Here is a 14,286-nt window from a genome sequence, read left to right as displayed (position 1 = left end):
CGGGCGTCAAAGAAACTCAAGTCGAACAGCTTCTGCGCGCAATTGTCACAGATCAAATCTATGTAAAGGCGATTGTCTCAGGCGCGCCAGCATTTTCGTGCAGCAAACACTGCGGTGGCGACATTTCGCCAACGCGCCCCGACATGCCTTTGTGCCTATATGTCGCAGCCGCGCACGGCCGGAATCGGACCACTCAACAGGGGTAAAATCGGTGGTAGCCGAGAAGCGCTCCGAGCGGCTCGCTATGACGCAATTGCGCGAGTGGACGCGTGAAGAAATAACCGCTGCCCGAATAAGGATAGCCATAGTCGCAGGTCGGATCAGGCGACGGCTGATCGCTCGGCGACGCGGCGACGAGCTGCGCGTAGGGCGCATAGAAACGCCGTCCCTCGAAAGAGACCGGAACCCATTTGTCGCCCTCGCCAAGTATAATGAGTTCGGCGCCGGCGGGGACGGTCAGCGCAATGGGACGCCTGGCGCCCGGCCGCGTTCGCAAATCCACAGGGTCATGAAGCGTCAGCGCCCCCGCGAAAGCCGCGCTTATCGGGGCGACGAGAGCGACAATAAAAGCCAGTGTGCAAATGAAGCGCCGCATATTGTCTCCTAAGGCGTCGTCAAACAAAAACTGACAACCGCTCCCTTTCGAACGGCTCGTCGTCGGGCGCCGTCATTCCCGATCGCTCGCTTCGTGAGCGTCGGGAATGACAACGGTGTGCAACCGGGCGGCGCACGCGGACCAATGACGCGGACGACGCACCAGGACGCCGGCCTGTGCGCCAGCGCAACTTCTCTCTTCCTCACATAGTCTAGAAGAAAAACGGCTCGTCTCAAGTTCGGACGAAGGAGCGCGTCATGGCAATGGGGAACAAGCCGTCGGACGGCCTCGACTCCTGCGCAAAGCTGGTCCTATCTTCCTGTCGCGGCGGCTGCGCCGCGCGCGTTTATTATGGTGGCCTCATGCGGCGCATTGCTTTTTCCCTTCTGGCTGCGGGCGCAGCCTATTTCTTCTCCTCCAGCTTCTCGCTCGCCAGGGACAAAATTGCCGAGGTCCGGCCTGCCGCCGCCGCCATAACGGTCTCGCCAAAAGAGGTTGCGCTCGACAAGGACGGCGCCAGCCTGCTGACGATCTCTGCGCCCGGCCGCTATTCCATCCGCGCCAAAAGCCCGACAGGCGCGCGCATCGAGCTCGTCGACATGATCGCAGGGCCGCTCGACTCAGCCGGCGCGGCGGGGTTGCGCGACGGCCGGATCGACGCGCTGCTCGACAAGGGCGTCTATAAATTGCGCATCGGCGCCGTGAAGAACGCAAGCGGCAAGGCGAGCGTCGCCGTCGAGCCCTTCGCCGAAGTCGAGACCGCGCGCCCGACGCTGGGCCCCGGCGTGACGCAGAGCGGCGAGCTGGGCGATCTGCAGCAGCGCTCCTATGAGCTCAACGTAACGACCGACAAGCCTGTCTATCTGGAGGCCGTCGGTCGCGCCCTGCAGGATCTTCGCGTCTGGCAGGCCGATGGCGCGCTGGCCGATCTCGCCTTCGAGCGCACGACGATCGAGACGCGACCGGGCCATTCCGTGAACCGCTTACGACTCGAAGGGAAGCTCCCCGCCGGCCGCTATGTCGTCACCGCCTATGGCGGCGAGAAGCTCGTCTGGCCGGACGGCTCCCCTGCGCAACCCTTCGCGCTGCACATGGCGGAGCCCGCGCTGCTTGCGGCCGGCGTCGCCGAGGGCGTGATCGGCCCCTTCGGCTCGGCGCGCTTCGAGGCGCCGGCGAGCTATGATTCCTTCCGTCTCGAATTGCCGCAACAGGCCTCGGCGCGCCTCGAAGCGAAACGCGGCGGCGCGCGCGATGTCGCCTCGATCGGCAAATCCAGCCGCGCGCCCGTCGCCACGCTGCGTCTTGCCGGCGACAGCGTCTCGCCCGCGCGCCTGGAAGTGACCGGCTATGAGGGCCAGGCCTACACGCTGCACGCCGTTCATCAATCGAACCGCGAGACTTTCGAGGGCGCCGGCCCGCATCTCGTCTCGATCGACGTCGCCGGAGAAGGCGGCGACGAGGCGCCTCTCACCACGCTCTTCGCGCGCATCGAGAGAGACGGGCGCACGCGCGTTCTTGCCTCGGACATGCCGCGCATCGGCGCCGGCAAGGCGTGGCGCGGCAAGTTCAATCTGCTCGGCCCCGTGTCGCTTCTCTTCGAGGCGACGCGCGACGGCCAGGTGGCGATCGACGCCAAGGGCGTGCGGCTGCATGCGAACGTCGAACCGGCGCTGGGCAATCTCGCCCCACACGCGACAGCGAAGGATTCGAATGTCTACGACGTCGTCGCAGGCTTTTATCTACTCACGCTGGAGCCCGTGACCGGCGCCGGCGGCGTGGTCGACGTCACGCTCGGGCCCCCCGGCCTCACCGCGCCCCAGCCCACGGCTTTGCCCTCGCGCGCTTCGCTCTCCTTCGGCGAACAGCTACTCGAGTCGAACGGCGCCTATCTCATCCTCACGAATGTCGCGCCGCAGCTTCTCACCGGCCCGCGCGTCGTCCCGCTGCCCGCCGATCTGACCAAAGCGCCGCTCGCGCTGCATCAAGCGGCCGGGCAGGAAATCTCGGTGACGCTACGCGCGCCCAATGGCGGAAAGATCGTCGCGCGCGACGCGACGGGCGCCGATGCGCCGCTCGCTTTCCCTCAGGAAAGGTCAGAAAAGGATTACCGCATCCTCACGGCGACGATCGCGCCCGCGGCCAAGGAGCGCGCGCTGGCCATCATCTATCTGCCCGAGACGCTCGTCTCCATGCCGGAGACGCCCGATGGCGCCGAGATCGCCAAGACGCGCGCGGCTTCTGGCCGCCCCGCCTTCTTCGACCTCAAGCGGGATGAAACAAAAAACGTCCCCTTCGATGTCGCGCAGGGCGGCCTCTTTCGACTCGAAACACTCGGACGCATGAAGACGGCGCTGCGCATCGGCGCGATCATGTCGCCCAAGCTCGCGGAAGGCGAAGCCAATGGCCCCGGCAATAATGCGCTGGTCACGACGTTCCTCCGCGCCGGCGCCTATCGCGCGGTCGTCACCGCAAAAGACTCCGCCGGCCATCTCGGCCTTTCGGTCGCGCCGGCGTCGCTGACGCCAACCCCCAAGATCACCGACAAGGGCGTTGCGCGCGCGACACTCGCGCCGGCGAAGGGCGCCATCGTTCCAATCGAGATCACCCGCGCCGGCGATTATCGCCTGGAGCTTTTCAGCCTGACGCAGCAATGGCAGGCGCGTCTCGAAGACGCCGAGGGCTGGCCGCTGACCAAGCCCGGCGCCTTCAAGCGCGAGACCGAACATCTTGAGCCCGGCGCCTATCGCCTCGTGGTGAGCCCCGCCGACGCCGAAGCAAGAATGATCGCGCGCGTGACGCCGATCGTCGCGGCGGCGGCGCTCGAAGGCCATGGCCCCCATGCCCTGCCCTTCGAGAAGCCCCAGAAGCTGCAATGGCGCGAGCCGCAGGCGAAGGACGCGCCGCGCACACCCGATGTCTGGCGCTTCACGCTCACGGGCGACTCCGGCATCGAGCTTTCGATCGGCGAAGGCATGATCGGCGACATCGTGAAGGGCGACGCCGAGAACATTGGCAAAGTGGTGGGCGATCGTCCCTTCAAGGGCAAGCTCGGCGCCGGCGATTATCGGATCGAGGCGCGCAGCCTCGCCCATGACGACCGGCTCGATTACGAGATCACATTGTCGTCCGATCAATTGCAGCCCGGCGCGCCGCAGCGCGTCGACCTGCCGGCGACTCTCGACTTCAATCTGACGAAAGAAAGCGTCGTCGATCTCTCGACCTTCGGCGACAAGGAAACGATCGGCGTCCTGAAGACGGCCGCCGGCGACGTCGTGGAGCGCCTCGAGCCGCGCGCCAGTGACTGGAATGTGGCGCTCGCCCGCCGCTTGCCCGCCGGCGCCTACAAGCTGGAGCTGGAGGAACTTGGCGCAACGCGCAAGGCCGCGTCGGACGCGGCGAGCGACACGCAGGCGTCCGACGATTCGGAAGCGGATTCGGGCGAGGAATCCGCTTCGACTGACAACGCCGCCTCCGACGAAAACACGCAGACGGAAAGCGAAGAGGATGACAGCGGCGTCGAGGTTCGTCTCGCGATCATGAGCGAGACGGATGGCGCGCCGCTTGCCGCGAGTGGCGAGGCGGTTCTGACGGGCGCCGGCGCGCAGCGGCTCGCTTTGCCTGCCGCGCCTGCCGGCGCGCTCACGCTCGTCGCCGCGCGTTCGACCGCAGAAGTCGCTATTTCCATCGAGCGCCGCGAGGCCAATGGCGAATGGCGCGTGATCGGCGGCGACCGGGGCCTCGCGCCGGTCGCCGCCTGGCCGGCTTCCGGCGACAAGAGTGAATGGCGTGCAACCGTATGGCCCGTCGGCGGCGGCGCAGAGCCCATCACGATTGCGGCGCGCGCCATTGACCGCCGCGCGCGCAGCCCCGGCGATATTGTTTTCGAAACGGTAAGCGACGTCGCGCCTCAACTCTGCGTCGCCAAGATCGACACGCCCAGCGCCGCGCTCGTTGACGTGACGACCGCCGACGCCCTTATCGCGGGCTCGGCGCAAGGCCGCCTCCTGCGCCCCGTGCGCTCGGGCGCGCTCGCGCCACAGTCGCAGGCGCTGTGGCTGATGACGCGCGACTGCAAGGCAAAGCCCCGCGTCGCCGCCTTCGAATGGCTGGGCGAAGAGGTCGCGCTCGACATCGGCGAAGGTGAACGCGCCTTCCTGCCGCCGTTCGGCGCGCCACGCGGCAAGACGCGGCTGTGGCTGACGCGCTCGACCTTCGCGCAGCCAGCGATCGACGCCGCAAACGGCATGGGCGTCGCTGAGGGCGCCGCGCTGGCGCTGGCGAGCGACGCCGCCCCACAATTGTGGAACGCGAGCAACGCCAGCGCAATGCGCGCCACGCTTTCGGCGATCGACGCGGAGACGCGCCCGGCGCTCAACGGCGGCGCGCTCTTTGCGGGCGTCATTCCGCCGATGAGCGCGCAGCCTGTGGAAATGGAGAAATCCGACGCGCCGCTTGCCCTTGACCTCGCGGGCGGCCTCGCGGCCTTCATCGACAAGCGCGGCATCTTCGGCGATGGCGCGTCGGTCTCGCGCACGATCCACGGCGCAGGCGCGCGTGTGCTGCTTGTCAACACAACGAATGCGCCGCTGCCCGCCCGCATTGCGCGCGCAACCGACGCAAGCGTCACTCTCAACACGAAGATCGCGCTCAAGCGCTTCTTCGGCGTCGCAGGACAGATCTCTCTCCCAGTAGATGCGCAGAAGGGCGATCGCCTCATCGCCATCGGCGCGGATGCGACCTTCGTCTCGCAGAGCGGGCGCATCCTGCGTGGGCGCGATCTCTCACTCGACGGCGCCGGCGAAGCCATCCTCGATTACAAGCCCGGCCTCGTCGCCGCCTGGATCGAACGCAACGGCGCCGCGCCTTGGCCGCTTCCCACAGCGCGCACGATCGACCTGCCGCAACGCGTCACGCTCGAAGGCCAGGCCATGCGCTTTGCCATCAAGCGCGATGCGCCCGTCATGCTGACGTCGTCGAGCGGCGCGCCCGCGCTGATCTCCTTCACGCAGAACGGCAAGCGCGAAACCTTCGCCTTCCCTGCAGGCGTCGAATTCCGCCACTATGTGGCGGCGGGCGAGGCGGCACTCGACATCTATGCGCCGAATGAGGGCGCGCTTTCGGGTGCGCTCGACCTCGCCGCCCAGAAGGTGATTGAGGCGCATGAAGGCGTGAACGACGCCATCGCCGTTGCGCCCGGCGCCAGCGCACTTTTCTCCTTCGAGACGAAACGCGACGCCGACGTCGGCATTGGCATACGCGCCGAGCCCGACCGCGTGAGCGCACGGCTTCTCGACGCGAGCGGCAAAACGCTCTCCGAAGGCGTCAGCCAAATTATGAAACTTGCGCCGGGCCGCTATTTCGTCGAAGCGCGCGTCCCTGCCGACGCCACCGCGACGACCATTCGCGCCGCAATTGTCGGCCTGTCGCCCCCGCCAGCGGCGCCTCCAGAAGAAGCCGTCGCCGACCTCCTCGACAAGGCCGGCATGAGGAAAACCAAATGAGTTGGCAAAACTCCAGGACCGCGAGCCTTCAGGCTCGCCAGATAGAAGCGAGCCTGAAGGCTCGCGGTCCAACTCGCGCCGAACGCCCGTCATTCAACCCAATTTTTGCTTGATTGAGCCAATGAAAGTCGCAGCGATGAAAAAGGCTCTTGCTCTCTGCTTTTTGGCGGCGGTCTCTTTCGCAGCACCGCTGCGCGCCGAGGCGCCGCCGGTCTTCGACCGCGCGCAACGCGCCGATGGCGCCCGCATCACGCCCGACCGTTTCCTGCGCGCCTATGATCCGCTGACGATCTTCTTCCCCGGCGACGTCGGCCCCAAAGTCGGCGGCCCCGAGGACTTGCCCGCGAAATACGCTTCCATCACGCCGCTGCCCGCCGGCGAGTGGCGCTGGATTGGCGCGCGCGCCCTGCAGTTCCGCCCGGCCGAGCCCTGGAAGCCGCTCTCGCATATCACAGTGAAAAGCGGCGGCGCCGAGCAGAAGCTCGTCGCATTGCTGCCGACGCCTGTTTCCAACAATCCTTCAGCGAGCGACGATCCGACGCCCGAATTGACGCAGGTCGCCCTCACTTTTGCGCAACCCGTCGATGTCGCAGCGCTGGCGCGGCTCATGACGGTCGAGCTGCGTCCCGCGCCGGGCGTCTCGGCGCAGGGCGGACAGATTCTAAGCCCCTCTGCCTATGATATTCGCCCCCTGGAGCGTGCAGGCGCCGCCGCCGAACAGACCTATGTGCTGCGGCTGCGCGACAGCATCAATGATGGCCGCGTTGCGATTTTGCGACTGAAGCTCTCTGACGAGCCCGGTCTCGATGACGAGATTTACGAGCTGCGCATTCGCACGGCTCTTCCTTTCGCCGTGACGGAAACGACCTGCGGGCGAGGCTGGAGCGACGATAGACTCGGCGGCGTGCTGCGCTGTGCGGCGAATGGCGATGCGCCCGCGCCTGAAAGCGGCGACGAGGAAGGCGGCGACGCCGCCTCCACCTATAATCCCACAGCCAAGCGCCGCCTCACATTGAGCCTCAACGCCGAGCCGGAGACGCTCGATATTTTGCGCGCGCGCGAAGCCTTGCGCATTACGCCGCCGGTCGACGATCTCGCTGTCGAATCCGACTCGAGCCATCTCAAGATCACTGGCAAATTCCTCTCCGACAAAGCCTATGAGCTGTCGATCGCGCCGGGCGCCATCAAGGACAAGCGCGGCCGGCCGCTCGCCGCGCAGTTCACGCAGCGCTTCGCCTTCACGCGCGACAATCCGGCTTTGCAATGGGACGCAGGCTATGGCGTCGTCGAGCGTTTCGGCGCGCAACTTTTGCCGTTGCGCGGCCGCGGCTATGACCGCGCCGATATCCGCATCCACGCCATCGATCCGCTCGCGCGCGACTTCTGGCCATTCCCCGAGCACGGCGTCGAAACCATCGACGCCGACGCGCCGCCGCTTCCCGGCAATGAGCCGACGCGCTGGAACGAAAGCGGCAATATCGAAGCCGAGGCCATCAAGGAGCGCATCAAGATGCTCGGCTCGCCGGCGGTCTCTCGGCTTGTCGATCTGCCGATCAAGCGCAATGGCGTCGACGCCAAATTCGGCGTCGATCTGAAAGACGACTTCGCGCGTATCGCTGGCCGCGAGCAGCCGGGAACCTATCTCGTCGGGCTTCGCGCCGTCGATGGCGATAAGCGCAAATGGCTGCGCGTGCAGGTGACGGACATTTCCCTCTCCGCCATCGAGGAGCCCACGCGCGTGCGTTTCGCCGTGACGTCGCTCGCCACGGCGCAGCCGATCAGCGGCGCGCAAATCCGCGTCGAAGGCGTGAAGGACGACAAATTCACTACGCTCGCGAACGGCGTGACCGACGCGAACGGCTTTTTCTCATGGAGTCCGATCAAGCGCGGCGACGGCGAATTGCGCCGCGTGGTCGTGAACAAGGGGCTCGACACGCTGGTTATCGATCCCGATAGCGCGCCATCGGAATATTCCAGGGAACTATGGTCGAAGCCCGAGGCGCAATGGCTCTCCTGGGTTTCCGAAACCGAATCGCAGCGCGCAGAGAAGCCGCGCACGCTCTGCCATGTGTTTTCCGAGCGGCCGATCTATCGGCCGGAGGAGCCCGCCCATATCAAGGGCTATGTGCGCAGCTATGTCGGCGGCGCGTTGAAGCTCACGAAAACCGGCGGCACGCTGGTCGTCACCGCGCCCAATAATCAGGAATGGCGCGTGCCCGTGAAGCTCGACGCCAGCGGCGGCTTCTACCACAAGTTCGACGCGCAGACGCCGGCGACCGGCGATTATTCGGTGAAGTTCGAGCCCGATGCGCCGAAAGCAAAGAAGCCTGAGAAGAGCGAAGAGGAAGACTCCGCCGAGGGCGAAACGGCGGAAGTCGCGCAGGATACGTCCTGCGGCCAATTCACCTTCAAAAAGGAGGCCTATCGCCTGCCGACCTTCGAGGTCGTGCTCAACGCCCCGCAGACGGTCGCGCTCGATGGAACCTTCGACGTGGACCTCCTCGCCCGTTATTTCGCCGGCGGCCTCGCGGCGGATCGGCCCATCAAATGGCGCGCGGCGCAATTCCCGCATGTGTTTACGCCGCCGAACCGCGAGGGCTTTCTCTTCTCGACCGACGCGCGCTTTTCGAGTGATGGCAAATTCAAATCCACCGCCGTGCTGGAGCGCGACGCGCGCACCGACGCCGGCGGCGCCGCGCGCATGACCTTCGACACGACGATCGAGCCCACCGCCCAGCCGCGCCGCTACTCGATCGAAGCGACTGTCACGGGCGACGATGGAATCGAAGTGCGCAATGTGCATAACGTCATCGCCCTGCCGCCTTTCGTGCTCGGCGTGAAGACGCCGCGCTATGTCGAAAAGCCCGGCGTCGTGACGCCAGAGCTGATCGCCGTCGACGGCAAGGGAGAGATGATCGCGGGCGTCGAGATGACGCTGCGGCTCATCAAGCGCAATTGGATCTCGACATTGCAGGCAAGCGACTTCGCGCAAGGCGCGGCGAAATATGTCACGCAGGTGCAGGACGAGACGATCGTCGAGCGCAAGCTGACGAGCGCTAAGGAAGCCCAGAAGATCGAGCTCACGACGAAGGATGCGGGCGTCTATGTCGTGCAGTTAGAAGCCTATGATAAATTGAAGCGCCGCCAGCAGGTGAGCGTCGATTTCTTCGTCGGCGGCGACACGCCCGTCACCTTCGCGCGCCCGCCCGCCGCCTCGGCGACCATCACCACCGACAAGGAAAAATATGCGCCCGGTGAGACGGCCACGCTGGTCATTCAGTCGCCGTTCCAGAACGCGCGCGCGCTCGCCATCGTCGAGCAGCCCAACGGCGTCTATGACTATAGCTACGTCGACATCGCCAATGGCTTCGGCCGCTTCGCCCCGCCGGTAAAGAAGGAACAGACGCCCAAGCTCGCCGTGCACTTCCTCATCATGCGCGGGCGCCTCAAGGACAGCGCGCCGCTGCCTTCAGCTAATTTCGATCAGGGCAAGCCCGTCACCATTGCCGCGACCAAATGGGTCGAAGTGACGCCGGTGAAGAACATTGTGAATGTGAAGCTCGACGCCCCCGCCAAGGCGCGCCCCGGCCAGGAGGTCGAGGTGACCTTGAAGCTCGCCGACGACACGGGCAAGCCGATCGCGGGCGAAGCCACCTTCTGGATGGTCGACCAGGCGGTGCTCTCGCTCGCCAAGGAGCGCCCGCTCGATCCGCTGCCCGACTTTATTGTGGCGCGCGAGACGAAAATGGCGGCGCGCGACACGCGTAACATGGCCTTCGGTGTCATCCCGCTCGAAGAGATCGCGGGCGGCGACGCCGAGCTTCAGGAATGGGGCGCGGAGAACAACATCTCCGTGCGCAAGAATTTCACGCCCGTGCCGATCTATCTGCCCAGCGTGAAAGTTGGCGACGATGGCGTCGCGAAAATCAAGGTCGCGCTGCCCGATACGCTCACCGTGTTCAAGCTGCGGGCCAAGGCGGTGAGCGGGCCGGATCGTTTCGGCGCCGCGGGCGGCGAGATGTTCATCCGGCAGGAGCTCGTCGCGCAGCCGGCTTTGCCGCGCTTCATCCGCCCCGGCGACTCTTTCGACATCGGCCTCGTCGCGCGCGTCGTGGAAGGCCCCGGCGGCGCCGGTAAGGCGGCGATCGCCGCGCCGGCGCTGAAGCTCGCGGGCGAGACAAGCCGCAAGATCGAGTGGGCGCAGAATAAGCCCGTGCGCGTCGATCTGCGCGCAGAGGCGCCGGCTTCGCTCGAAGACAGCGTGAAGCTCAATTTCCGCATCGACCGCGACGTCGACCGCGCAAAGGACGCCGTCGAGATCGACCTTCCCGTGAAGCCCGACCGCGAGCCCACGCGCCACTATGAGGTTGTCGAAATCGCGCCGGGAGAGACCAAGACGCTTGCCCCAACCGGCGAAGCGAGCCGCGCGAAAACCTTCTCGCGCAACATCGTCGTCGCTGCTGATCCGGCGATCGTCAAGCTCGTCGCCGGCCTCGATATGCTCGTCGATTATCCCTACGGCTGCACCGAGCAGCGCCTTGCGTTGGCGCGCGCCAGCCTGTCGCTCAAAGGCTTTTCGCCGATCCTCTCGGCGGCGGGCCTGCAGGACCGCGTCTCGGCGAGCGTGCGCAGCGCCGCGACGCAGATCGAGCAATCGGTCGACAGCGACGGGCTCGTGGCCTTCTGGCCGCGCGCGCGCGGCAATGTCTTGCTCACCGCCTGGGCCTACGCCTTCCTCGCGCACGCCGATCGCGCGGGCGAGCCGGTCGACAAGACTCTGATGGATCGGCTCGCCAACATTCTGAAACTCTCGCTGCGCTCCGACTATTCGCGCCTGCTCGGCGGCGAAGAAATGCGCGAGCGCGCGGCGGCGCTCGCGGCGCTCGCGGAAGGCGGCAAGCTCGACGAATCTTACGTCGCGGAATTTGCGCGCCGCGCCGATTTCCTGCCGAATGAAAGCGTCGCCGAAATGGCGGCGGCGGCCGCGCGCCTCGCCAATGTCGATCAGCGCATTCTCGCTTCTCTCATGGAGACCATGTGGGGCCGCGTGAAATTCGCCAACCGCGGCGGCGCGCAAGTCTACGCGGGCATGGCGGGCGAAAGCGCTTCCGACGTCATCCTGCCCTCCGAGACGCGCAGCCTTGCCGAGATGCTGCGCGCGGCGGCGCTCGCCGCGCCGTCCGATCCGCGCGCGCCGGTGCTACGCGACGCGCTGCTGCGGCTGGGCGAAGGCGACGGCTGGGGCAGCACAAACGCCAACGCCAGCGCCATCGAAGCGCTCGCCGAAGGTTGGCGCCGCCCCGTGACGCCGATCACCGTCGCCTTCGCGCAAGGCGGCGCGCCCGAGACTGTCACGATCGACGCCAACAATCCCGTGGCGCGCCACGCAAGCGACAAGGACGCGCCGCTGACCATCGCCAACACATCGAACGCGCCGCTGATCGCGCTTGTCGAGACGCGCTACATGCCCGCCGAGACCGGCGCCAAAGCGCAAGCGGCGAGCGAAGGCTTCGTCATCACGCGGCAGAGCTGGCGCGTAAAGAACGGGCAGGCGCCGGAGAAGCTCGAGGCAGCCAACGGCGCCTTGCGCGTGAACCAGGGCGACGTCATCGAGGAGACCTCGGAAGTCGTGAACCCCGAAGATCGCACTTATGTCGCGATCTCTTTGCCGCTCGCGGCGGGCTATGAGCCGCTGAATCCCAATATCGCAACGGCGCCTGCGGAAGCCCAGCCCTCCAGCGCGCCGACGCTCGCGCCAACCTGGGTCTCCTATGGCGATGATCGCGTGCTCTATGCCTATGACTCGCTGCCCAAGGGCAACTACCGCTTCGCCTTCCGCCTCAAGGCGCAAACGACGGGGGCCTATACGCAACCGCCCGCGCGCGTCGAGACGATGTACAAGAAAGGCCTCCGCGGCCAAAGCGCCGGCGCGCGCGTGGAAATCGCCAAGCAGCCATGAGCCGCCTAGCGCTTCTCGCCGCGCTCGCTTTCGTCTCGGTGGCGCTACGCGGCGGGCTCATGATCTGGCAGGAGGCCGCGCGCGGCGCCGATCTTGACGCGCCGCCCGCGAGCCAGATCGTCTATGACCGCAACGGCGCCTTTCTCACGCAGATCGGCAATACGACCCAGGGCGAGAACGGCGAGAAGCGCATCGACTACGGCTATTGGCCGCTGGAGCGCATCCCGGAGCGCGTCGCGCGCGCGACGCTCATTCTCGAAGACCGGCGCTTTTATTCCCATCCCGGCGTCGATCCGCGCGCCGTGGCGCGGGCGCTGTGGAACAATCTCGCGCATCGCCGCCAAACGGAAGGCGCCTCGACCATCGCCATGCAGGTCGCGCGCATGCAGCGGCCAGGGCCACGCACATACGCCAACAAATTCTGGGAAGCGGCGACAGGGCTTGCAATCGTCGCGCGCCAGGGGCGCGAGGCGACGCTCTCCCATTATCTTCGCCTCGCGCCCTATGGGCTCGGCAGCCACGGCATTTCGCACGCGGCGCGCTTTTACTTCGACAAGCCGGTCGACGATCTCTCCTGGGCGCAAGTGGCGCTGCTCGCCGCTATTCCGCAATCGCCGGGCCGCATGAATGTCACGCGCGAGAGCGGCCTGCGCCTCGCCGTGGAACGCGCGCGCTACGCCATTGCGCAGCTCGAAAAAGAAGGCGCGCTCGACGCCGCCCAGGCCGAATTGGCGCGGCGCGAGCTTGCCGCCATGCGACCGCTCGCGCCCAAGCGGCGCCCGGATACGCTGCATCTCGCCTTGCGCTACGAGCGGCTGGCGCGCGAAGGCCGCGTGCGCGCCGCCTCTCCATATGATCCGCGCATCCATGCGACCATCGACCTCTCCATCGAGCGCGAGGCGACGCAGCTCGCGCGCCGCTATCTCTCCATCTTTCGCAACGCCGGCGCGCGGCAGGTAGCGATCATGGTGGCGGAGCGCGGCTCCAACGCAATCGTCGCCGATGTCGGCTCCGCCGATTATAACGATCCGCGCGCCGGCGCCTTTGACTTCACCCGCGCGCCGCGCTCGCCCGGCTCGACGCTCAAGCCCTTCATCTATGCGCTCGCTTTGGAGCGCGGCGCGCTGAAGCCCACCGATCTTCTCGACGATCTTCCCGAAGGCGCCTCGGGCGTTTCCAACGCCGACGGCCTCTACCTCGGGCCGCTGACGCCGCGCCAGGCCCTCGCCAATTCCCGCAATGTGCCGGCGACCAATCTGCTGCGCCGCGTCGGCCTCGACGCAAACTTCCTGTTCCTGCACGAGCTCGGCCTGCACGATCTCGAGGCGGCGCCGGAAAGCTTCGGCGTCTCCATGGCGATCGGCGCCTTGCCGACCCGGCTCGAACGGCTGATGCGCGCCTACGCCGCGCTCGCCGACGACGGCGTGATGCGCGATCTCTCTTTCGCGCGCGACGAGGAGCGCGCCCCCCCGCGCCGCGTGATGTCGCTCGACACGGCGCGGCTGGTGACGTCGTTCCTGTCCGACCCGCAGGCGCGCCTGCCCTCCTTCCCGCGCTATGGGCCGCTCGAATATCCCTTCGCCGTCGCCGTGAAGACGGGCACCTCGCAAAATTATCGCGACGCCTGGACGCTCGCTTTCTCGCATAAGTTCATTGTCGGCGTCTGGATCGGGCGCGGTGACGCGAGCGGCATGCGCGCCCTCACGGGCGCCAGCTCGGCGGCGCGGCTGGCCCATGCGATGATGACGAAGCTGCATGGGACGAAACCCGGCGACCTCGCGCCCGAAACTTTCGCGCCTCCGCCCGGACGGGTCGTCATCGATCTCTGCCGTGCGGACGCAGGGCCGGAGTGCCCGCAGACGCTGCGCGAATGGGTGCGGCCGGGCGAGATTTCCGCCCGGCCCGCCGCTCACGCCCCGGCGGCCGTCGAAGAGGCGCTCGCAGCTGAGAGCGGCGCGCTCGTCATCGCGACGCCCGAGCACAATATGCACATATGGCGCAATCCGGAGCAGCCGGCTCCCTTGAACAAGCTCGCCTTGAAGCTTGCTGATGGCGGAAAGGACGCCCAGATCGTCTGGCTGGTCGACGGCGCGCCTTTCACTGTTGCGCAGGCGGATGAGACCGTTTTCTGGCCCATGACGCCCGGCGCGCATCGTATTCAGGCGAGATTGGCTCTGGCCCCCGTGGCGTCGCGGCCGGTGCGGGTGATCGTTGAGTGACGACGCTCCACT

4 protein-coding genes are annotated in these 14,286 nt (G+C 66.8%); 3 read left to right on the top strand and 1 reads right to left on the bottom strand.

Annotated elements, in window-relative coordinates:
• Positions 1 to 193 precede the first annotated feature (193 nt).
• Positions 194 to 595, bottom strand: a complete 402-nt coding sequence (locus JJT62_RS08725) for an SH3 domain-containing protein (RefSeq protein WP_202072323.1) — start codon at positions 593 to 595, stop codon at positions 194 to 196.
• A gap of 257 nt (positions 596 to 852) precedes the next feature.
• On the opposite strand from JJT62_RS08725, the gene JJT62_RS08720 reads away from it, so the two are divergent.
• The 3 genes from JJT62_RS08720 to JJT62_RS08710 all read left to right on the top strand — a co-directional run bounded on the left by JJT62_RS08720 (position 853) and on the right by JJT62_RS08710 (position 14,274).
• The gene (locus tag JJT62_RS08720) at positions 853 to 6,096 is read left to right on the top strand and encodes a hypothetical protein (protein WP_202072322.1); all 5,244 of its coding nucleotides are present in this window, start codon (positions 853 to 855) and stop codon (positions 6,094 to 6,096) included.
• Positions 6,097 to 6,232: 136 nt separating this feature from the next.
• Entirely contained in the window at positions 6,233 to 12,055 is a 5,823-nt protein-coding gene (locus tag JJT62_RS08715) for an MG2 domain-containing protein (RefSeq protein WP_202072321.1), read from the top strand.
• Complete coding sequence (locus JJT62_RS08710; protein WP_202072320.1) at positions 12,052 to 14,274, top strand: transglycosylase domain-containing protein; 2,223 nt, start codon at positions 12,052 to 12,054, stop codon at positions 14,272 to 14,274. Before JJT62_RS08715 ends, JJT62_RS08710 begins: the two co-directional genes overlap by 4 nt.
• Positions 14,275 to 14,286: the final 12 nt, after the last annotated feature.

The organism is Methylocystis sp. Sn-Cys (assembly GCF_016745395.1).
GTDB classification, from domain to species: Bacteria; Pseudomonadota; Alphaproteobacteria; order Rhizobiales; family Beijerinckiaceae; genus Methylocystis; species Methylocystis iwaonis.
The sequence above is the reverse complement of the archived record's forward strand: the minus strand, read 5'-3'. Positions and strand labels throughout refer to the sequence as shown.